Origin of the sequence: Aminobacter sp. AP02, from assembly GCF_003148805.1 — a bacterium.
Classification (GTDB): Bacteria; Pseudomonadota; Alphaproteobacteria; order Rhizobiales; family Rhizobiaceae; genus Aminobacter.
In genome coordinates this window covers 300,672-319,790 of sequence record NZ_QGGX01000001.1, presented here as the reverse complement: position 1 = coordinate 319,790, position 19,119 = coordinate 300,672, and the positions used below count along the sequence as shown (strand labels likewise).

Here is a 19,119-nt window from a genome sequence, read left to right as displayed (position 1 = left end):
TGTTCCCGTCTTCACTTGATGCCCGGCGTTCCGTCGAACTTACGCTCGAGGCCATCCCAGCAATCGATGTAGTTGTCCTGCAGCGTCTCGAGTTCAGCTGCGAATTTAGTCAGCTGCTGGGGAAAGCGCGTCTCGAACATGAAGGCCATGGTGTGGTCGAGCTTGACCGGCTTGAGCTCGCCGTTCGACGCCTTTTCGAAGCCCATGGCATCTGGCCCGTGCGGCAGCATCATGTTGTGCAGGCTCATGCCGCCGGGCACGAAGCCCTCTTCCTTGGCGTCGTATTGGCCGTAGATCAGGCCCATGAACTCACTCATGATGTTGCGGTGATACCAGGGTGGGCGGAAGCTGTGCTCTGCCACCAGCCAGCGCGGCGGGAAGATGACGAAGTCGATATTGGCCGTACCCGCCTCTTCCGTCGGCGCCGTCAGCACCGTGAAGATCGACGGGTCGGGATGGTCGAACAGGATCGCGCCAACCGGCGAAAACGTCCTGAGATCGTATTTGAACGGCGCGTAGTTGCCGTGCCATGCCACGACATCGAGCGGGGAATGGCCGATCTCGGTGACATGGAATTTGCCGCACCACTTGACCAGCACGCGACAAGGCGTTTCCTTGTCTTCATATGCGGCGGTCGGCGTCTTGAAATCGCGCGGGTTGGCCAGGCAGTTTGCGCCGATCGGGCCCCGGTCGGGAAGCGTGAACTTCGCGCCATAGTTTTCGCAGACATAGCCGCGCTGCATCTCGCCGTCGCCGAGGCGTGAGACCTTGAACATCATGCCGCGCGGGATCAGGCATATTTCCGATGGCTCGACATCGATGATGCCCATCTCGGTGAAGATACGGATCGAACCAACCTCCGGCACGATCAGCAGCTCGCCGTCGGCATTGAAGAAGTAGTCGTCCACCATGTCGTCGTTGAAGGCATAGACATGCGCCGCCATGCCGACCTGCGTCATCGCATCGCCCGCCGTCGTCATGGTTCGGATGCCCTGGACGAAATTGAGCTTTTCCTTCGGCTGCGGCAGAGGTCCCCAGCGCAATTGGCCGAGCGCGAGCGAATGATCGTCGTGGCAAGGCGCTGTCTTCCAGTGCGGGTAGCTTGCAGCTGAAAAGCGCTTGGTGTGACGCACGCTCGGACGGATGCGGTAGAGCCAGGAGCGTTCATTGGTGCCGCGCGGCGCGGTAAACGGCGACCCTGACAGCTGCTCGGCATAAAGCCCGTAATTGCATTTCTGCGGGCTGTTTTGGCCCTGCGGCAGAGCGCCCGGAAGCGCCTCGGTCTCGAAGTCGTTGCCGAAGCCGGGCATGTACTTCACGTCTGTGACAGCGGTCACCTGCTTTTCGGTCTTGTCCAGCATGGCTTGCACCTCCCGTCAGGACATGAGATCGTCGAATTGGTTGCAATTGTAACCGTCGATTTTGTAACTATCAAAGGCTGTTCGATGCCGGCGCCCTTCGATCTCGAGAGTTTTTTGCCCTACCGGCTGAACCGTGCGGCCGAGTTGATCAGCCTGAGTTTCGCACGCGAATACAAGCAGCGCTACCAGATCACGCGGCCTGAATGGCGCACGCTGGCGGCCCTTGGCAGCGTCGGTCGCATGACCGCCACTCAGGTTGGGGTGCATTCGAACATGCATAAGACCAAGGTCAGCCGTGCGGTTCATGCGCTGGAACAACGCCGCTGGCTGAAGCGGGCAGAAGATGATGCCGACCGGCGGATCGAGCATCTGGAGTTGAGCGTACTCGGCCAGAAAGCCTATCGCGAGATTGCAGCGCTAGCCCGCGCCTATCAGGAGAGCCTGGAACAAACGCTTGGCCAAGGCGCAATCGGCCGCATCGAGGCGGGCCTGGCGGATGTTGAACAAGCGCTGCTGGCCGGGGCCCGCAAGGGCCACTGATATCAGCCAATCGGCAATGCGCCGAACTGCTTGAGCGTGGTCAACACGATCGATGTCTTGACGTGCTGGACTGCGTCATGCGGCAGAAGCACCTCATTGACGAAGCGCGACAGGTCCGACAGACCGCGCACCACGACCTTGAGGTGGTAATCCATCTCGCCGGTCAATGAATAGGCCTCGAGCACCTCCGGCAAATCGTTGACCAGCCGGGCGAAACGCTGGGCGTTGTCGCGGTTGTGGGTGGCGAGCGTAACAGAGATCACGACGAGCAGGTCGAGCCCCAGCTTCTCACGGTCGAGCATGGCCTGATAGCCGCGAATGTAGCCCTCTGCCTCCAGCCTGGCGCGGCGGCGCGAGCACTGCGAGGCCGACAGCGCGATCTTATCCGACAACTCGTTATTGGTTAGCCGGCCGTCGATCTGCAGCTCGCGCAGGATCTTGAGGTCGAACTGGTCAAGACTGCCATCCATGCATGATTCTCCAGATCGATGCGTGTTTCATGCATAGATCGGCCCATATGACATCAGAATGCAAGCACATTGCATCGAATGAGGAGCACAATATGCGTCACCGAATTTTGAGGAGGAATTTTCATGGGTCCGTTTCCGCACGATGCGCCGCCGGCCAGGATCAGCGCCGACAATCCCGCAGGCACCGACGGCTTCGAATTCGTTGAATTCGCCCATCCCGAACCGGAGAAGCTCGAAGAGCTTTTCGCCCGCATGGGTTATGCGCCGGTCGCGCGCCATAAGACCAAGAACATCACCGTCTGGCGCCAGGGCGATATCAACTATCTGATCAATGCCGAGCCGGGCAGCCATGCCATGCGTTTCGTCGGCGAGCACGGCCCCTGTGCCGCGTCGATGGCGTGGCGGGTAGTCGACGCCAGGCATGCCTTCGATCATGCGGTATCAAAGGGTGCCACCCCCTACACCGGCAACGACAAGGCACTCGATGTGCCGGCCATTGTCGGCATCGGCGGGTCGCTGCTTTACTTCGTCGACAAATATGGCGCCAAGGGTTCGACCTATGCGGCTGAATTCGATTGGCTCGGCGAAGCCGATCCAAAGCCTGCGGGTGTCGGTTTCTATTTCCTCGATCACCTCACCCACAATGTCTATCGCGGCAACATGGACAAGTGGTGGGACTTCTACCGCGAATTGTTCGGTTTCAAGCAGATCCATTTCTTCAATATCGACGGGCGCATCACTGGCCTCGTCAGCCGCGCGATCACCTCGCCTTGCGGCAAGATCCGCATCCCGCTGAACGAGTCCAAGGACGATACCAGCCAGATCGAGGAATATCTGCGGAAATACAAGGGCGAAGGCATCCAGCACATCGCCGTTGGCACCGACGATATCTACAATTCGACCGACAGGATCGCCGAGAAGGGCCTGAAGTTCATGCCCGGTCCGCCCGACACTTATTACGAGCTGTCGCACACCCGCGTGCATGGGCATGACGAGCCGATCGAACGGATGAAGAAGTACGGCATCCTGATCGACGGCGAAGGCGTCGTAGACGGCGGCATGACCAAGATCCTGCTGCAGATATTCTCCAAGACCGTGATCGGGCCGATCTTCTTCGAGTTCATCCAGCGCAAGGGCGATGAAGGCTTTGGCGAGGGCAATTTCCGCGCGCTGTTCGAGTCGATCGAAGAAGACCAGATCCGGCGCGGCGCAATCACAAGCAACGCGGCGGCCTGAGCGTCATGGCCCGGCTTCGACGAGGGCCGGGCCTCAGGTAGCGCGCTGCGCAGTTGCAGCCTGCATACGCGCCCGGCGGTAAGCATCCGGGATCGACAGCGCCCAAACGAACAGGCCGCCGGCATGGCGGCCGATGAAGCTCTGGTCGGGCGTGGTCGTGGCGTAGGTGATCACCGAAAAAAGCACCACGAAGAATGCAAAGGCGAGCCCACGCGTGGCATCGCGCGCGGCGACGTGCCCTGCCCCCGGCAGCACGATCGCCAGCGCCAGCACGATGTAGGGGTTGATCGGCTTGCTCATCAGGAACCTCAGGCGGCTTCGTAGGTGGGAATTGCAGCTGCCGGTTTGGCAAACGCTTCGCCAAGCGCCTTTGCCTCGGCGATGGCCAGGCTCACAAGGTCAGGCGAAATCGCCGTCACCGGAAAACGGATCTGGCGCAGCAAGAGATGCGCGCCCGGCTCGCCTTGAGCGGCCTGGCGGATGATGCGTGTGCCGCGCGGCGTGACGACAGCTTCCTTGACTTGCGGATCGGCAAACAGGTTGCGGAAAAGGGCGGAGATCCGTTCGACCTGCCAATGCGTGGCCGTGCCGTCGCCGCGCATCAGAAGCGAGGCATCGGTCTGCGGTTGGGACATCCATTCAGGCATGTCGTGGACCAGCGAGTAGTATTCGGCGCCGGTCGGACGTGCTAGCGCGCCGATCGTCGGCCGCTGACATTCGCCAGCTTCGCTGAGCGTTACCCTGAGCCAAAGTTGCGGCAGCCGACGAAAAACCATGGTGTCGACGATGAGCTCGACCTTGGCCTGACGGCCATCATCAAGGCGGCCGACAAGTGTCGGGAAATGATCGGGACCGAAGGTGATATGGGCGCTGTCAAAAAGCCTTGCGGCGTCATCGAGCAGGCCGTGACGCTGCGCCAGCGCCAAGCGGTGCTCGCTCACCGCACGGGTGCCCATCCAGCCGCAGCAGATGGCGGCAAAGACTGAAAGGGCGATGGTGGTGATCATGGGCGGCGCCTTGTTGGATGAGAGGCGGCGCGAGTTTGCGCCGCCTCTCCTTGACGTGGTCAGTAGCCGACTGGCTTTGGCCAGGGCATCGTGAACTGGTCGCCACGGCGCACGAACTGATAGCGCCGGTAATGGAACCAGAGCGATGCCACGATGTAGAAGCACATCATCGCGCTGAGCTGCGTGCCGTAGCCGAGGAACACGGCAAAATAGGCGGTCGAGCACAGGATCAGCAGGACGATCGTCGGCAGCGGGTGGAACGGATGCACATAGCCGCGCTTGATCGTGTCGAGCGGCCACTTATTGCGGAACATGACCATGTTGAAGGTCATGAAGGTGTAGCCGAGCAGGCCCGACAGGATCGAGAAGGTCACGACCTGATCGAGCGGTGCACCGAGCGCGAAGATGAGTGCGATCGGCACCAGAAAGACGATGGCGCGGTAGGGCGTGCGGTAGACCGGATGCACGGCACCGAACCAGCTCGGCAGATAGCGGTCGCGGCCCATAGAGAACCAGGCGCGCGAGGCGTCGTTGATGCAGCCATTGGCCGAGGCCAGCGTTGCAAAGGTCGTGCCGACGAACAGCAGGATCATCAGCGAGGTGCTGCCGGTGACGCGAGCGGCATCGAACAGCGGCGTGCCGGCCTGGCCAAGATATTCCCACGGGATGAGGCCCGAGCAGACATACCATGTCATGGTCGCGGCGATCAGCAGCGTCATGATGCCGGCCATGGTGCCGTAGGGCAGCGACCGCGCCGGCGACCGCACTTCCTCGGCCGCCTGGCAGGTGCCTTCGATGCCGAGGTAGTACCACAGGCCGAAGTGAAGGGCCGCAACGATGCCCACCCAACCGTAAGGCAACGGATCGGCCGTAACCGCCGAGAAGTCGAGCGGCACATTGGAAGCACCCAACTGCACCGAGACAAACAGCGTGATGATCGCCACGAAAGCGACCGCGGTGATGACCAGATTGAAGGTCAGCGTCGCAAGCACGCCGCGATAGTTCAGCCACGCCAGGAACATGATGGCGAGGATGATGAAGGGTTGCTGGTTGAGCCCCGAATGGCCCTGCATACCAGCCACGGTATCGAGCAGGAATCCGACGGTGATCGCGTTGGCCGCCTCCAGCATGGTATAGGCCATGACCAGGAACAGGCCGACATTGAAAGCCATGAGTGGGCCGACGATGTGCTTGGCCTGGGCGTACTGGCCGCCGGCCGCCGCAACCGTCGATGTCACTTCGGAGTCGATCATGGCGACGCAGGTATAGAGCAGGCCAGCGACCCAGCAGGCGATGAGGCCGGCAATCATGCCGCCTTTGCCGACTGAGAAGTTCCAGCCCATGTATTCGCCGACCAGAACGATGCCGACGCCGAGCGCCCAGATATGGGCAGGACCAAGCACGCGCAGCAGCTGAAGCCGTTCAGGCTCCGCCACCGTTGATGTAACATTTGCCATCGTCGTCCCCTCAGATCTCGTGGCGTTCTGCGGTCGCCTCGATCTCGCCTTCGCGAGAGGAGATCAGCAGTTCGTTGTCGTAAGTCGTGTCGATGCGGACGACGTCGATGAGCATCAGCACGCCAAACATGGCCGAGAGTGCCCAGGCCACATATTCAAGGATGTTCCAGGTATCCATTGTGGCCTCTCCTAGTGCTTCTTGTTGCCGAAGCGTTCTTCGATGACTTCGCGGTATTCTTTGTCGGAAAGCCGCACGACCATCACGAAGTAGCCGATGACCAGCACGGCCATGACGACGAGCGCGACCCAGCTGAAGCTGTAGTCGAACCGTGCGGTGATGATGTCATTGGCGGCAGCCGGATCGGTGATGCCCAGGGCGGCCCATTGCTGCTGCTCGACGGCGTTCTGGCCAAGCGCCTCCCAGGTCGGATTGGCGATCGGGTTGGGCACTTTCACGGCGCCCGCCAGCCCCAGATAGAGCGGGATATAGAGCGCGCCGATGGTCAGAACGAGCAAAGTCACGACGTCGAAAATCTGGCCGGCCAGGCTCTGTTTCGGAGGTTTGTAAGCCATTGTCCGCTCCTCAGCCGCGACGCCGGCGCATCTCGTCGAGATGCTTGATGTCGAGGCCATAGATGAAGTGTTTGTCTTCGACGTAGTGGCGCAGCATGGCAACGATGGCCGCCGTGTTGAACGTCAGAACGAGGCCGCAGGCGATCGAAAGGATGACTCGGATAGCCGGGATCGAGATGTAGGACCAGATACTGAAGAGCGCGAACAACATGGTGCACCAGAGCACCGCCACGAAAACCACGAGGCCCGCTCGATCGCGAGCATGCATCCGATCAATGCGCTGATCGAGAGTCGCAGCCTCGCGCTGCTGACTTAAAGTCGCTTCCATATTTCCTCCTCCATCAGGCCGTTTTCGGCTTCGTAATGGTTTGCCTCTGCGGGAAATTAATTTCCCTTGAGGAATGTCCGGCAAAGTTAATTTCCTGTCAAGTGACGACCGCGCGCAACTGTCGCACCGCGACTTTCGGTCGAGGCGCAATAGCATTGAAACGATTGGCTTTTGTCACCTTCGACAGGCTGTCGGAAATTTTACGCGAGAGGTCGGAATCAGGCGAGAATTGGTCGATGGCAGTACCGCGCTCCGGCGGTGATGATCCAAGACGGTACTACTGGCAGCGCATAGCGGGTGTTAGCCCGGACAAGAAGTCGTCCAACCCTAACCAGCGAATGCGAGCCCATGCCTCACCAGAATGCTGCTCTTGCCACGCCCAAGCTTCCCTCTCCCGGCCTCGCCTTCGGCGATGTTTCAATCGAACTTTCACCGCAGCAGGCACTGAAATTCGAGCCAGACAGAAACGTTTTTCCACTTGGCAGCAGAGTCTTCCTGACACATCTGTCGAGCGCCGCCCTGCCGGTCCAGGTCGAAGCCTCGGCGCGTCTCAAGACCATGGGCTACAGTCCGGTGCCGCACCTGGCGGCACGCAACTTCGTGTCCGTCGCCGAATTCGTTCAGCACCTCGAAGCCCATGGCCGCAATTGCATTTCTCAGGCGCTGTTTCTGGGCGGTAATCCGCTGATCTCGTCGGGCCCACTGACCGAGGCGGCCATGCTTCTGGCGCACCCCGCAGTCGCCCAAAGTTCGCTACGCACGGCCTTCATCGGCGGTTATCCCGAGGGACATTCGGCGATCGGCGAGCAAGCGCTTGGCGATGCACTGAAGCGCAAGCTTGCACGCTGCGCCGAGCTTGGCCTCGAGCCGAACATCGTGTCGCAATTCGCCTTCGACGGCGAAGTCATGGCCGGTTGGGCGCGGCGCCTTCAGGCCGATTACCCTGGACTCGCCGTCCGTATCGGACTTGCCGGGGTGACGTCGCTGCCCCAATTGATCAAGTTCGCGGCGATGTGTGGCGTAGGCCCTTCGCTTGCTGCACTCAAGCGTTCGGGAACCGGGCTATTCAACGTGCTCTCCGACCGCGATCCGGCGGATCTCGTCGAAACCATAGAAGCGGCCTACTCCGAGCCGGCCGGACCGCTGGATATCCACTTCTTCCCATTCGGTGGCTGGCAGAAAACCTCCGACTGGCTTGCCGCCTATCGCGGCAGGTAAGTTTGCAAGACGGTCGTGCGCAGCGGTGGCGGCGCTTGACCGTCACCCAGCTTGACGAGAAGCATAGACAGAATAAAAGCGCCCGGCGGAATGACTGCCGGGCGCTTCCGTTTTGGACCTTTGGCCTAAGAAATCGCCCTAGCGCCAGTTCCAGGCGAGCGCTGGCGCTTCGCGGAAGGCGAAACGGTCGATATGTTCCTGGAACGCGCCCTTGGCCGCGTTTAGCGCGGCATCGTCGGCGGCGGTGATACGGGCAACCAGCGCATCGGCCCTGGACTCGACGATGTAGGTGGTCCCTCCAAAGGTCATCGAGGTCCATTGCGGGCCGGCCGCGATATCGGGATTGCGGTGGCTCCAATGCTTCAACAGCTGCGCTGCATATTTCGCCGCATTGGGCGTGGTCAAGGTAACGTTGGCTTCAGGCATGTGTCGCCTCCTCTGGCGCTCCAACAAGAAAATCTTGCTAGTCTTGCAGGACGACGGTCGTCTTGCCGTTGAGGAAGACGCGCTGCTCGACATGATAACGAATGGCGCGCGCCAACACCCAGCGCTCGATGTCCCGGCCCTTGCGCACGAGTTCATCGGCGGTGTCGATATGGCTGATGCGCTCGACGCCCTGCTCGATGATCGGCCCTTCGTCGAGGTCGCCAGTAACGTAGTGAGCCGTCGCGCCGATCAATTTGACCCCGCGCTGATGCGCCTGATGATAGGGCTTGGCACCCTTGAAGCCAGGCAGGAACGAATGATGGATGTTGATGCAACGGCCCGACAGCCTTGCCGACATCTCGTCGGAAAACACCTGCATGTAGCGAGCCAGAACGACAAGGTCGGTCGCAGTTTCGTCGATGAGGCGCTGCAGTACCAGCTCCTGCGCCTGCTTGGTGGCGGCGCTGATCGGCAGATGATGGAACGGAATGGCGCCAAAGTCGATATGCCCGAAAGTCTCGGCTGGATGATTGGAAACGATCGCGGCGATCTCGACAGGGAGTTCGCCGGTGCGCCAGCGGTAAAGCAAGTCGACCAGGCAATGGTCGAATTTCGACACCAAAAGCATGATGCGATGCTTGTGCCCGCGATCCCGTACGGACCATTCCATTCCAAAACGTCCGCCGACCTCGGCCAGGCGTGAGTTCAGATGAGCAAGCTTGGCCGCGTCGTCGTCGAAGCTGAACACGATGCGCATGAAAAAGCGATCGGTCCGTTCGTCGCCATATTGATGCGCCTCGGTGATGTCGCCTTGTTCCTCGCACAGTATAGCGGTGATGGCGGCGACGATGCCACGCCGGTTGGGGCTCGACAGAGCCAAAACGAAAGAAGGCCTGTGGTCCGCTGATGCCAACGGCTCGGCGCTACCGGCCCCGATCGGATTTTCAATGACAATGTTCATACTTGCGAGGTCCTGTTCGCGGCCACTGAATGAAATTAGCGGGGATCGACGTCGACCCTGACGTCGAGCGCGTTGACGTCGGTCGGGTAGAAACCGGCCGCGCGTTTGTAGTCGTCGGCTATCTTCTGCAGCTCTTCGGCGGCAATGACGTCATGGATGTGCTTGAAGCCATCGGGCGTGCGCTCCTCGGCCATCACCATCACCCACTCGGGGCCCATTTTGTTGCGGTTGAGCGCCACCAGCGAATAGACCTCTTCGAGGCGCAGCTTTTCGTAGAGCGATAGTGCCCTCACCGGGTCGGCTTCGGTGACGAAGGAGATGGCGAGCGCGCGGACGTCGACGATTGCCTGCGACGCGCCGCTGGAGCCCGCCGGATGCATGGCATGCGCCGCATCGCCGATCATCGTCACGCGGCCGAAGGTCCATTGCGGAATAGGGTCGCGATCGACCTTGGGAAAGATGTAGATCTGCTTTGCCTCGCGGATGATGCCTGGAACGTCGCACCAGTCGTAGGCCCAGTTGTCGAAGCGTGGCGCAACCTCATCGGCGGCGCAGGCGCGGTTCCATTCCTCGCGCGGCATCGGCTTGTCGGGATCTACAGTGTCCTCGGCAACGAAGTTGATCTCGGCCTTGCCCCTGGCAAGCGCTTCGCCGCTCATCGGGTAGAACACGACCTTCTGCGCTCGATGGCCCGCCATGAACATGGTGCGGCCGTCGAGGAAGCTTTCGGCATCGGTGACGCCGCGCCACATGATCTGACCGGCGAAGCGTGGCTGCGCCTCCTCGGGGTAGTAGAAGCGGCGCACCGCCGAATGGATGCCGTCGGCGCCGATCAGGATGTCGCCATGGTAGCTGCCGACCGGCTTGCCGCCCCTGGCATCCAAGAACTCGGCGGTGACGCCGCTGCCGTCCTGGGTGAGCCGGTCGAAGTAGTGGGATTGATGTACCCTGTCATCATCCAGCCGCTCGCGCACCGCCTGCAGCAGCAGCCCCTGGAAGCGGCCACGGTTGATGCCGAACTGCGGCCAGAGATAGCCGGCTTTCAAACCACGCGGCTCGGTCCAAATCTGCTGGCCGTGCCTGTTGTAGTAGGCGAGCTCCTGCATCGGCACGCCTATCGCAGCGAGGCGCTCGGCGAGGCCGAGATTTGTCAGTTCCTTGACCGCATTGGGCTGGAGATTTATGCCGACACCGAGTTCACGGATCTCGGCGGCCGCCTCGAACACTTCGACGTCGATGCCAAGGGCGTGCAGCCTCAGGGCCGCGGTAAGGCCCGCAATACCGCCGCCTACGATGAGTGCTTTCGTCATTTTCTTGTCCCGAAAATTGTTGAGGCGCGCGACGCCCTTACATGGCTACCGAATTGATGCGGTACTTCTGGGCGAGATAGTGCTTGGCCATGTCGACGGCGGCGGCAGCATCGCGGCAATAGGCATCGGCGCCGACAGCGGCACTGAATTCCTCGTTGAGGGGGGCGCCGCCGACCAGCACGATGTAGTCCTCGCGCACGCCCTTTTCCTTCATCGTGTCGATGACGACTTTCATGTAGGGCATGGTGGTGGTGAGCAGCGCCGACAGGCCGAGAATGTCGGGCTGATGCTCCTCCAGCGCCCGCATGTAGACATCTGCATCGACGTTGATCCCAAGGTCGACGACCTCCAGGCCGGCGCCCTCCCACATCATGATGACGAGGTTCTTGCCAATATCGTGGATGTCGCCCTTGACCGTGCCGATGACCGCCTTGCCGACCGGCTTGGCGCCAGTGTTGGCGAGAAGCGGCTTGAGCAGGTTCATGCCTGCCTTCATGGCGTTGGCCGAGAGCAGCACTTCGGGCACGAACAGGATGCCGTCGCGGAAATCGATACCGACAATCGTCATGCCGTCGACCAGCGCCTTTTGCAGCACTTCGGTTGCCGGCCAGCCACGGTCGAGCAGGATCTGCGTCCCTTCGGCGACCTCCTCAAGCAGGCCGTCATACATGTCGGCATGCATCTGCGCGACGAGTTCGTCGTCCGACAATTCCGAAAGGACGATCTCGTCCATGTCACCGCTCATAGCACGCTCCCAAATGCCTCGTGATGGCGCAGTCCAGCCATCGACAAGATCGTTGATAGGCATTGGGGCCAAGCAGGCGAAGTCCCGAATGAGACCATCACAGCGGCTGAAATGATGCGGCGAAATCAGCGCGATAATCGCACTTGAACGGAAAACGGCGCGCCCTCACGGGGCGTGCCGTCGGTTCAGTCGACCGGGAGGTTCAGGCGTTCTCGTTGAGCGAGCTCAGGAACATCGAAAACAGGTCGCGCTCGGCCGAGATGTAGAGCTTGTCGTAGATGCGCTTGCGGTGATTGCGGATGGTGCCGATCCCGATCGACAGCTTCTCGGCCATGCGTTCATTGGAATTGCCAAGCAGCATCAGCCGTACCATCTCGCGCTCGCGCGGGGTAAAGTCGGTCGGCTCGAAATCATCGATCGCCTTGTCGATGTCGAGCGACGATCGCACCTTGCCGTTGACCTCGTAGGTGACGACGCTGAGGTCGCGGCCCCACAAATCGGGAAAGTCCATGCGATCGACGTGGAACATGCCCAACTCGGTCTTGACCGACTTGCCGTCGCCCTTGGTGCGCACGGCCTCGGCGGCGCGGGCAAAGCCCGGGTTCTGCTTGCGCACCGACAGCCAGGATTCCGATTCGTAAACGACGCGGCCAGCGCCATCGCGAATCTGCACTGCCGACGGCAGCTGGAGGGCTGCACTGCGCTCGGCCGGCGCGCCAAGCCAGGTCTGCGTCATGAGGTTCTGGATGTGGACCTTGTGCATCGCCAGCATGGCCGGAAACAGCGAAAGGAATGTGGCCCGTTCGTCCATGTCGAACGGCTCCTCACGTTCCAAAAACAGCGCGACACAATTTCCGCCGAATGCCGGCAAGAACATCACCATGACGTCCATGTCGCCGAGAAACGGCTTCAACGCCGAATAGAAATCATCCTTGGCGAAGTGGCTCGGCAGCGTGTCCGGGGTAACCAGCCCGGCGGTCTTGTAGCTGGTCCAGTAGCGAAGCCATGGATCGAGGCGATAAAAACCCTCGTCATAGAGCTTGTTGACCATGTCGAAGTCGACTGAAACAGGCGTCTGGGGACGCTTGCCGCAATGGATCAGCGCCGGCGGAACATGCGGCGAATAGCGCACGACCCACTCGACGTCGGCCGCGACCTCCCGCTTGGCGACATCGATGAGCGGGCGATAAAATTCCGAGGTGCCTATCGATTGTATGGCACCAATCAGGTTGTCGTACATGCCGTCCATAATCCCAACCAAGGTACAAGGCGGATAGCAAGGCCAGTTACTTCCATCGCTATCGCGTCAGCATAATGCGCAGTTCGGCAAAGCTTGGAAGCGTCTTTTCATACAATTGCAGACATTTCGATATCGTCGGCTCAATTGCCCCGTTGAGCGCGCCACAACTCGAATTCTTTCAGCGACGCTTCGGATGCTGGATACAGCCCGATGATGCTGCGGCCCTCGCCGACCATTTCGGCGGCAAAGCCCTCATATTCGGTCATAGCCTGGGCCTTTTCGGCGATTTCGTTGGCCAGATGCATGGGTATCACAACGACCCCGTCGCCATCGCCGACTATGATGTCGCCTGGATAGACCGCGACCCCACCGCAGCCGATCGGCCGCTGCAGATCGACCGGGCTTAGCGCTACCGGTGTCGAACGTGGCGCCGGCGCCTGATGAAATGCCGGGAAATCGAGTTTGCGTATGTCGGGCGTGTCGCGGAATCCGCCGTCGCTGACGGCACCTGCAACACCGCGCGCCTTGAGCCTTGCGATCATGATGTCGCCGGCAGAGCCTGCTTCGGCAACACCGCCGCTGTCGATGACGAGCACATGCCCCGCCGGGCATTCCTCGATGGCGCGCCGGTGCAGGAAGTCCGCCTTGGCGTAGTTTGCCATGGTATCGAGATCTTCGCGCGACGGGATGAAGCGCAGCGTAAAGGCCTCGCCAACGACACGGTCAGCCCGTGCATTGAGCGGTAGTACTCCGCGCATGACGCGATTGCGAAATCCCTTCTGCAACAGGCATGTCGCCAGCGTCGAGACGCTGATGTATCGCAGCCGCTCGCGGTTGAGCGCGGTAAGCGCGTCCATCAGGCGGGCTTTCCGCTCAAATGGGCTATGCCTTCGATTTCTAAATAGATGTCGGGCTTGGCGAGCGAACTAACCTCGACGAGCGAACACGCCGGAAAATCGCCGGTGAAGAACTCCTGGCGTGCCTTCCAGACCTGGTCGCGATTGGCAATCCGGGTGACGAAGATTGTCAGCTTGGCAATATCCGACATGGTGCCGCCGGCTGCCTCGACCAGGCCCTTGATCTTGCCGAAGACCAGCCTGGCTTGCTCATATTCGTTGTCGCCCTGGACCTGCTCGGTGTTTGCGACCGAACGTGCGGTCATGCCGGAGATGTAGGCGATATTGCCTGCGACCAGGCAGTTCGACCACATGCCTGCCGCCGGTTCCGGGGCGAGTGGTGACGTTACGCGGCGAAAGCTCATTGGTTTCCTCCCAATGCAAGAATGCAATTTTTCGTCGACGGCGATGCGCCGTCAGCTGCGGCTTTCCGGCTGCTTGGCCAGCATGCCGCCGATCGTCTCATCGGTGTGGAAGACCGGCTTTTCGTAGTAGTGCGGGCCGTCATAGATCTCGATCAGCACCGACTTCTTGCGCGCAACCGTCGGGCCGTGCGGGTGATCCTTGGGATTCATGTAGAAGTCGCCCGGTCTCAGCGTCAGCTTCCCACCCGAATATTCGTATTCGCCCTCGAGGCAATACATGAACTGGTTCGAGGCATGCGAATGCGCCACCGGCACGCCCGCGCCCTCGTCGAACTCGAGCAGGGCGATCGACGCGCCGGTCGCCTCGTTCTTGTGGAGGAAATACTGGCGAAAACCGTATTCGGGGAAGTTGATCCAATTGTCGGGATCAAGCTTCGCGGTGTGGATGAGGACTTCTAGCGTCACTGCCGGCATGCTCCTGCACACGCATCGGCCCGAAAATCGGAATCGATTTTCGGAAAGCACGATGCGTAGATTCAAAGTCCTGGAGCGTCCTTTGCGTCCGAATGGACGCGGCGCTCCGGGCGATTTCGTCTCGGGCGGAGAAGGCTCGCCTTCCCCGCCCCGATGTCTGTTCTTGCTCAGGCGAAGAATTCCGGCGGTGGGGCCATGCCCCACTGGGTTGTCTCTTCGGCGCCGCCGACGAAACGCGTCGGCTGGTACTCGTGATTGACGATATCTGAATCGGTGTAGTGCTCGATCCGGTTGCCGAACGGGTCGGTCCAGTAGTCGTAGATCAGGCTGCCGAGATAGTGGCGGCCGATGCCGGCATCGAGCGACCAGTCCTGCGCCTTGAGATGCTCGTGCGCGGCGAACACCGCGTCGAGGTCGAGCACCTCGAACGAAGCGTGGTGGCAGCCCGAATGGATCGACTCGTTGATCAGGATGCAGTGGTGCTCGACGAAATCGGCGCCACGGTCGAGGCGCAGGAAGGCGCCAATAACCTTGGGCTTCGGCTCACCTGGAATGCAGATATAGTCGGAAGCAACCAGCTCCAGGTGCTTGAGGAACCAGTCGAGTTCCGCCTGGCCATCCTTGACCCAAAGCGCGCAGTGCCCAAGCCGCAAGATAGGCGTCGCTTCCGCGCGCTGGCGAACGGGACGGTTCTTGCGCGGCTGGCGGTCGGAGATGTTGAGCGGAAAGGTGTCGCGGATCGGCAATGGCGCAAGCTCTGATATGCCGTGGACAAGATCGATCTTCTGGCCGCCCGGGCTGGTAAGCCGAACGCGCGTGCCGCCACCAGGCCCAGTCAGCTTCTCCATAGGAGATGCGCCTGGAACCATGGATGCGGTCTCCAGGTCCTGGCGCGACTGCACCTCGAAGGCCAGAGCGATGTATTCGGCCTTGGACGCCTTCTCTGCAACGTAGAGATACTGCTCCGAACCGCTGCCGCGCATGTAGAGCACGTCATTGGTGCGAAGGTTCCGCGTCAGGCCGAAGTCGCCGAGAAAGCGCTCGATCAGGTCGAGGTCAGGAACCGCGTAGGTGACGTAAGCGAGCTGCTTCAGCTTGATGCGCGCCATGAACATACCTCCCTTGGATGAAGACTGCGATTTGCTGTCAAATTTAATGCGTCTGATATTTCAGAATAACATTCGATTTTCAGAACTGTCAACGCCCCGAGATATTCCCAGTCGGTCGAGGGCACGTTGGCAGCTCGATTCATAGTCCGCCGCGGAATCGCCGACTTGTCGAAAATGAGACTATCGGCGCAGGCCCGAGATGCGATTCTGCTGCCCCAAAGCAGGTTTTCGCGGAGCGCAGCTCTGCGCCGGAGTGAAGAATGTCGGATTGTGATGTCATCATCGCAGGCGGGAGCCACAATGGCCTCGCATGCGCCAGTCTGCTGGCCGTCAAGGGCCTGAAGGTCCTCGTGCTCGAGCGAAATCCCTGGGTTGGCGGCGGTGCCGTCACGCAGGAGATCGTTGCGCCCGGCTTCAAGCACGACCTGTTCAGCTCATCGCACATCTTCATCCACATGAACCCCGACTTCAACCAGCACCTGCGCGGCGAACTGGAGACGCATGGGCTGAAATATCTATGGGCCGAGGACAAGATCACCGGCCATCCGTTCGACGACGGTTCGGGCGTCGTGCTCTACAAGGACGTCGACATAACCTGCGACAGCATCGCCCGACACAGTAAGGCGGATGCCGCGACCTACCGGCGGATCGTCGACGAGTTCGGCGAGATTCGCGACGGCTTCATCCGCGGCGTCTTCTCGCCACCGAACCAGCCGAGCCTGCAAGCGGCGGCGATGGAAAAGAGCGCCGAAGGCATGCGGCGGCTGCGCGAGTTCAATCTCAGTGCCCGCGCCTTCGTCGAGGAGAAGTTCGAGAGCGAGGCCATCCGTGCCATGATCCTCGGCTGGTCGCTGGCGCCGCACACGCGGCCCGACCAAGAAGGCATGGGCGCCGGCTTCTACGTCATGGTGCCGTCGGTCCACCACTATGGCCAGGCGATCCCGCAAGGTGGCAGCCAGCAACTGCCACTTTCCATGGTCAGGCTGATCGAGGCGCGCGGCGGCATGGTGCTGACCGGCGCCGAAGTTGAGCAATTCATCATCGCCGACGGCCAATGCAAGGGCATCAGGACCTCAGATGGCAACGAATATCTCGCCCGCCATGGCGTGGTCACAGCGCTGGACCCGAAGCAGACGTTCCTGCGCCTGATCGACGAAAAGCACCTCAGCGGCGAATTCCTGCGCACCGTCAACAACTTCAAATATTCCGACCACGGCATCTCGCGCATACACCTGGCGCTCAAAGAGCAGCCGCGCTTCCGCAACGAGACGCTCGACGGCATTCCCTTCCACCGCTTCTTCGGTTCTGTCGACAAGATCCGCCACCAGTTCGCCGAGGTCGAGCTTGGCGAACTTCCAACCGAGCCGTGTCTGATCTACGTCAACTGGACCGTGCGCGACCCTAGCCGCGCGCCGCAGGGCAAGCACACGTTGTCGCTCGATACGGTGGTTCCGTCGAAGCTGCGCTCAGGCCAGCGCTGGGACGACGTCAAGGAAGCTTTTGGCGAGACGATGCTCAACGAGGTGCGCAAGCATGTCGTCAACCTCGACGCGGGTAATATCATCGGCTCGGTGGTGCACACGCCCGAAGACCTGTTCCGCTTCAACCGCTCCTTCGTCAACGGTTGCCCGACCGGCGGCGAGCGCACATTGGCGCAATGGGGCGCGTTCCGGCCCTTTGCCGGCTACTCGCAATACAAGTCGCCTGTCCGCAAGCTCTACATGACCGGGCCGCACTGCCATCCTGGCAACGGCATATCGGCCATGGGCACCATCGCCGCCAACGTGATCCTACGCGACATCGGCGCCGCCTGAGCCGGGCGCACCGTTTTTTGCGCAGTCCGGCACCAGGCCCTTTGCCGGACTGTCTTTTTCTTCCCACCGGCCAAAGGAACATCCCATGCCCCGCAACATCGCGGTCCTCATCGGCAGCCTGCGCAAGCGCTCCTATTGCCGGATGCTGGCACATGCGCTCGAGCCGCTGGCTGCTGATCGGCTGCAGCTTTCGATCATAGAGATCGGCGGTTTGCCGCTGTACAATCAGGACATCGAAGGCGATGCGACGCCGCCGACCTGGACTATGTTCCGCAACAGGATCAGGCAGGCCGAGGGCGTTTTGTTCATCACGCCGGAATTTAACCGCTCGGTTCCGGCGGTACTGAAAAACGCAGTCGATGTCGGCTCACGGCCCTATGGCCAAAGTGTGTGGGACAAGAAGCCGGCCGCCATCATCACCATATCGCCCGGCGCTATGGGCGGCTTCGGCGCCAACCACCATCTGCGCCAGTCGCTGGTGTTCTTGAACATGCCGACGGTGCAACAGCCCGAGGCCTATGTCGGCGGCGCGGCCGAACTGTTTGACGAGGCAGGCAGGCTGAAGCGCGAGGACACAGCACAATTCCTGCGCGGCGTCCTAGACGAATTCGCTGTCTGGATAGAGCGGCACGCACCAACGACCCAAGCCTCCTCCTAACGGAACGACCAACAACGAAAAAGCCCGGCATCGCTGCCGGGCTTTTCTTTGCGGCAACGTATCTGGTCAGCTTTCGGCGACTACCGGGTTGCGCAGCACGCCGATGCGATCGACCTCGATTTCGACGATATCGCCGGGCTTCATCCAGAGTTGCGGGTCGCGGAACGCGCCGACGCCGCCGGTCGTGCCGGTGACGATCACATCGCCCGGCGACAGCGTGGCGAAAGACGAGACATAGGCGATCAGCGTAGGGATATCGAAGACGAGATCCGAAAGTGGCGCCTGCTGCATCACCTCGCCATTGAGGCGGGTCCAGATATTAAGCGTCGCGGGATCGCCGATCTCGTCAGCCGTCACCAGCCAGGGTCCGAATGCCCCTGTGCGGTCGAAATTTTTGCCCGGCGCGAACTGGCTGGTGTGCCTTTGCCAATCGCGGATGCTGCCGTCATTGTAGCAGGCGTAGCCGGCGACATGGTCGAATGCATCAGCCTTGGCGATGCGCCGCCCACCCTTGCCTATGATCACGGCGAGTTCGCCCTCGAAGTCGAGCTGTTCGGAATCGACGGGCTTGACGATCGGCTGCAGATGCCCGGTCTGGCTCGACGCCACACGCAGGAACACCATCGGATGCTCCGGCGTCGGCCGTCCCGTCTCGATCAGATGCGACAGGTAGTTCACGCCGATGCAGAAGACCTTTTCCGGATCGGGAACGACAGGCAAGAACTCGACGCTGGCGAGCGGCAGATCTGCCGGCGCGTCGGCAAGCGAGGCGAGCAGCCGCAACCCCTCCGGATCAAGCAGGCTGCGCAATGTCGCGTGCTCGCCACCCAAACGGGCATGCACATCGACGATGCCGTCGCCTTTGACGAGGCCGTAGGCCGAACGGCCGTCCTTGCGGAAACTGACCAGCTTCATCTTGGTCTCCTTTGTC

At 61.1% G+C, this 19,119-nt stretch carries 23 protein-coding genes; 5 read left to right on the top strand and 18 right to left on the bottom strand.

Annotated elements, in window-relative coordinates:
* Positions 1-11: 11 nt before the first annotated feature.
* Positions 12-1,361, bottom strand: coding sequence for a homogentisate 1,2-dioxygenase (gene hmgA, locus C8K44_RS01420; protein ID WP_109573956.1), 1,350 nt, complete (start codon positions 1,359-1,361; stop codon positions 12-14).
* Between the two features lie 84 nt (positions 1,362-1,445).
* On the opposite strand from hmgA, the gene C8K44_RS01415 reads away from it, so the two are divergent.
* Positions 1,446-1,901 carry a MarR family transcriptional regulator gene (locus tag C8K44_RS01415; protein ID WP_109573955.1) on the top strand — a complete coding sequence of 152 codons (456 nt, stop codon included), beginning with the start codon at positions 1,446-1,448 and terminating at the stop codon, positions 1,899-1,901.
* 2 nt (positions 1,902-1,903) lie between these two features.
* On the opposite strand, the gene C8K44_RS01410 is transcribed toward C8K44_RS01415, so the two are convergent.
* A complete protein-coding gene (locus C8K44_RS01410) occupies positions 1,904-2,371 on the bottom strand; it encodes an Lrp/AsnC family transcriptional regulator (RefSeq protein WP_109573954.1) in 468 nt (155 codons plus the stop codon).
* 123 nt (positions 2,372-2,494) lie between these two features.
* Between C8K44_RS01410 and hppD the strand changes: the two genes are divergently transcribed.
* On the top strand, positions 2,495-3,607 hold the full coding sequence (gene hppD / locus C8K44_RS01405) for a 4-hydroxyphenylpyruvate dioxygenase (RefSeq protein WP_109573953.1): 1,113 nt from the start codon (positions 2,495-2,497) through the stop codon (positions 3,605-3,607).
* A 33-nt stretch (positions 3,608-3,640) separates the two neighbouring features.
* On the opposite strand, the gene C8K44_RS01400 is transcribed toward hppD, so the two are convergent.
* Genes C8K44_RS01400 through C8K44_RS01375 form a run of 6 tightly spaced genes read right to left on the bottom strand, consistent with a single transcriptional unit; the run spans position 3,641 to position 6,972 of the window.
* Complete coding sequence (locus tag C8K44_RS01400) at positions 3,641-3,907, bottom strand: hypothetical protein (protein WP_109573952.1); 267 nt, start codon at positions 3,905-3,907, stop codon at positions 3,641-3,643.
* Positions 3,908-3,915: 8 nt separating this feature from the next.
* Positions 3,916-4,614 (bottom strand): hypothetical protein, encoded by a 699-nt coding sequence (locus tag C8K44_RS01395; protein ID WP_109573951.1) that lies wholly within the window; start codon positions 4,612-4,614, stop codon positions 3,916-3,918.
* A gap of 59 nt (positions 4,615-4,673) precedes the next feature.
* Complete coding sequence (locus C8K44_RS01390; protein WP_109573950.1) at positions 4,674-6,071, bottom strand: amino acid permease; 1,398 nt, start codon at positions 6,069-6,071, stop codon at positions 4,674-4,676.
* Positions 6,072-6,081: 10 nt separating this feature from the next.
* Complete coding sequence (locus C8K44_RS01385; protein WP_109573949.1) at positions 6,082-6,249, bottom strand: hypothetical protein; 168 nt, start codon at positions 6,247-6,249, stop codon at positions 6,082-6,084.
* An 11-nt stretch (positions 6,250-6,260) separates the two neighbouring features.
* The gene (locus C8K44_RS01380; protein ID WP_109573948.1) at positions 6,261-6,644 is read right to left on the bottom strand and encodes a hypothetical protein; all 384 of its coding nucleotides are present in this window, start codon (positions 6,642-6,644) and stop codon (positions 6,261-6,263) included.
* A gap of 10 nt (positions 6,645-6,654) precedes the next feature.
* On the bottom strand, positions 6,655-6,972 hold the full coding sequence (locus C8K44_RS01375; RefSeq protein WP_109573947.1) for a hypothetical protein: 318 nt from the start codon (positions 6,970-6,972) through the stop codon (positions 6,655-6,657).
* A 348-nt stretch (positions 6,973-7,320) separates the two neighbouring features.
* Between C8K44_RS01375 and C8K44_RS01370 the strand changes: the two genes are divergently transcribed.
* Entirely contained in the window at positions 7,321-8,190 is an 870-nt protein-coding gene (locus tag C8K44_RS01370; protein WP_109573946.1) for a 5,10-methylenetetrahydrofolate reductase, read from the top strand.
* A 138-nt stretch (positions 8,191-8,328) separates the two neighbouring features.
* On the opposite strand, the gene C8K44_RS27440 is transcribed toward C8K44_RS01370, so the two are convergent.
* The 9 genes from C8K44_RS27440 to C8K44_RS01325 all read right to left on the bottom strand — a co-directional run bounded on the left by C8K44_RS27440 (position 8,329) and on the right by C8K44_RS01325 (position 15,716).
* On the bottom strand, positions 8,329-8,616 hold the full coding sequence (locus C8K44_RS27440) for a DUF2218 domain-containing protein (protein WP_158282698.1): 288 nt from the start codon (positions 8,614-8,616) through the stop codon (positions 8,329-8,331).
* Between the two features lie 37 nt (positions 8,617-8,653).
* Positions 8,654-9,577 carry a formyltetrahydrofolate deformylase gene (purU, locus tag C8K44_RS01360; protein ID WP_109573944.1) on the bottom strand — a complete coding sequence of 308 codons (924 nt, stop codon included), beginning with the start codon at positions 9,575-9,577 and terminating at the stop codon, positions 8,654-8,656.
* A gap of 35 nt (positions 9,578-9,612) precedes the next feature.
* Complete coding sequence (locus tag C8K44_RS01355; RefSeq protein WP_109573943.1) at positions 9,613-10,887, bottom strand: flavin-dependent oxidoreductase; 1,275 nt, start codon at positions 10,885-10,887, stop codon at positions 9,613-9,615.
* Positions 10,888-10,924: 37 nt separating this feature from the next.
* A complete protein-coding gene (locus C8K44_RS01350) occupies positions 10,925-11,632 on the bottom strand; it encodes a corrinoid protein (RefSeq protein WP_109573942.1) in 708 nt (235 codons plus the stop codon).
* Positions 11,633-11,834: 202 nt separating this feature from the next.
* Complete coding sequence (locus C8K44_RS01345) at positions 11,835-12,872, bottom strand: helix-turn-helix transcriptional regulator (RefSeq protein WP_158282697.1); 1,038 nt, start codon at positions 12,870-12,872, stop codon at positions 11,835-11,837.
* A gap of 140 nt (positions 12,873-13,012) precedes the next feature.
* On the bottom strand, positions 13,013-13,729 hold the full coding sequence (locus C8K44_RS01340; protein ID WP_109573940.1) for a ribonuclease activity regulator RraA: 717 nt from the start codon (positions 13,727-13,729) through the stop codon (positions 13,013-13,015).
* Positions 13,729-14,133: a RidA family protein gene (locus C8K44_RS01335; protein WP_109573939.1), complete on the bottom strand. Its 405-nt coding sequence runs from the start codon at positions 14,131-14,133 to the stop codon at positions 13,729-13,731. The genes C8K44_RS01340 and C8K44_RS01335 overlap by 1 nt, the downstream gene beginning before the upstream one ends.
* Before the next feature lie 51 nt (positions 14,134-14,184).
* Positions 14,185-14,598 (bottom strand): cupin domain-containing protein, encoded by a 414-nt coding sequence (locus tag C8K44_RS01330; RefSeq protein WP_245417313.1) that lies wholly within the window; start codon positions 14,596-14,598, stop codon positions 14,185-14,187.
* Positions 14,599-14,774: 176 nt separating this feature from the next.
* Complete coding sequence (locus C8K44_RS01325; RefSeq protein WP_158282696.1) at positions 14,775-15,716, bottom strand: VOC family protein; 942 nt, start codon at positions 15,714-15,716, stop codon at positions 14,775-14,777.
* A gap of 260 nt (positions 15,717-15,976) precedes the next feature.
* Here C8K44_RS01325 and C8K44_RS01320 point away from each other — a divergent pair, with 260 nt between their 5' ends.
* On the top strand, positions 15,977-17,530 hold the full coding sequence (locus C8K44_RS01320; protein WP_109573936.1) for an NAD(P)/FAD-dependent oxidoreductase: 1,554 nt from the start codon (positions 15,977-15,979) through the stop codon (positions 17,528-17,530).
* Positions 17,531-17,615: 85 nt separating this feature from the next.
* Complete coding sequence (locus C8K44_RS01315; protein ID WP_109573935.1) at positions 17,616-18,188, top strand: NAD(P)H-dependent oxidoreductase; 573 nt, start codon at positions 17,616-17,618, stop codon at positions 18,186-18,188.
* Positions 18,189-18,254: 66 nt separating this feature from the next.
* Here the strand turns inward: C8K44_RS01315 and C8K44_RS01310 are convergent, their stop codons facing one another.
* A complete protein-coding gene (locus C8K44_RS01310) occupies positions 18,255-19,103 on the bottom strand; it encodes a fumarylacetoacetate hydrolase family protein (RefSeq protein WP_109573934.1) in 849 nt (282 codons plus the stop codon).
* Between the last annotated feature and the right edge of the window lie 16 nt (positions 19,104-19,119).

Bases quoted from the DNA above. Each gene is read 5' to 3' on its own strand.
- C8K44_RS01310 (WP_109573934.1), bottom strand. From the start codon at position 19,103: ATGAAGCTGGTCAGTTTCCGCAAGGACGGCCGTTCGGCCTACGGCCTC.
- C8K44_RS01315 (WP_109573935.1), top strand. From the start codon at position 17,616: ATGCCCCGCAACATCGCGGTCCTCATCGGCAGCCTGCGCAAGCGCTCC.
- C8K44_RS01410 (WP_109573954.1), bottom strand. From the start codon at position 2,371: ATGGATGGCAGTCTTGACCAGTTCGACCTCAAGATCCTGCGCGAGCTG.
- C8K44_RS01335 (WP_109573939.1), bottom strand. From the start codon at position 14,133: ATGAGCTTTCGCCGCGTAACGTCACCACTCGCCCCGGAACCGGCGGCA.
- C8K44_RS01345 (WP_158282697.1), bottom strand. From the start codon at position 12,872: ATGTACGACAACCTGATTGGTGCCATACAATCGATAGGCACCTCGGAA.
- C8K44_RS01340 (WP_109573940.1), bottom strand. From the start codon at position 13,729: ATGGACGCGCTTACCGCGCTCAACCGCGAGCGGCTGCGATACATCAGC.
- C8K44_RS01380 (WP_109573948.1), bottom strand. From the start codon at position 6,644: ATGGCTTACAAACCTCCGAAACAGAGCCTGGCCGGCCAGATTTTCGAC.
- C8K44_RS01375 (WP_109573947.1), bottom strand. From the start codon at position 6,972: ATGGAAGCGACTTTAAGTCAGCAGCGCGAGGCTGCGACTCTCGATCAG.
- hmgA (WP_109573956.1), bottom strand. From the start codon at position 1,361: ATGCTGGACAAGACCGAAAAGCAGGTGACCGCTGTCACAGACGTGAAG.
- purU (WP_109573944.1), bottom strand. From the start codon at position 9,577: ATGAACATTGTCATTGAAAATCCGATCGGGGCCGGTAGCGCCGAGCCG.
- C8K44_RS27440 (WP_158282698.1), bottom strand. From the start codon at position 8,616: ATGCCTGAAGCCAACGTTACCTTGACCACGCCCAATGCGGCGAAATAT.
- C8K44_RS01320 (WP_109573936.1), top strand. From the start codon at position 15,977: ATGTCGGATTGTGATGTCATCATCGCAGGCGGGAGCCACAATGGCCTC.
- C8K44_RS01385 (WP_109573949.1), bottom strand. From the start codon at position 6,249: ATGGATACCTGGAACATCCTTGAATATGTGGCCTGGGCACTCTCGGCC.
- C8K44_RS01390 (WP_109573950.1), bottom strand. From the start codon at position 6,071: ATGGCAAATGTTACATCAACGGTGGCGGAGCCTGAACGGCTTCAGCTG.
- C8K44_RS01415 (WP_109573955.1), top strand. From the start codon at position 1,446: ATGCCGGCGCCCTTCGATCTCGAGAGTTTTTTGCCCTACCGGCTGAAC.
- C8K44_RS01350 (WP_109573942.1), bottom strand. From the start codon at position 11,632: ATGAGCGGTGACATGGACGAGATCGTCCTTTCGGAATTGTCGGACGAC.
- C8K44_RS01400 (WP_109573952.1), bottom strand. From the start codon at position 3,907: ATGAGCAAGCCGATCAACCCCTACATCGTGCTGGCGCTGGCGATCGTG.
- C8K44_RS01325 (WP_158282696.1), bottom strand. From the start codon at position 15,716: ATGGCGCGCATCAAGCTGAAGCAGCTCGCTTACGTCACCTACGCGGTT.
- C8K44_RS01370 (WP_109573946.1), top strand. From the start codon at position 7,321: ATGCCTCACCAGAATGCTGCTCTTGCCACGCCCAAGCTTCCCTCTCCC.
- C8K44_RS01355 (WP_109573943.1), bottom strand. From the start codon at position 10,887: ATGACGAAAGCACTCATCGTAGGCGGCGGTATTGCGGGCCTTACCGCG.
- C8K44_RS01395 (WP_109573951.1), bottom strand. From the start codon at position 4,614: ATGATCACCACCATCGCCCTTTCAGTCTTTGCCGCCATCTGCTGCGGC.
- hppD (WP_109573953.1), top strand. From the start codon at position 2,495: ATGGGTCCGTTTCCGCACGATGCGCCGCCGGCCAGGATCAGCGCCGAC.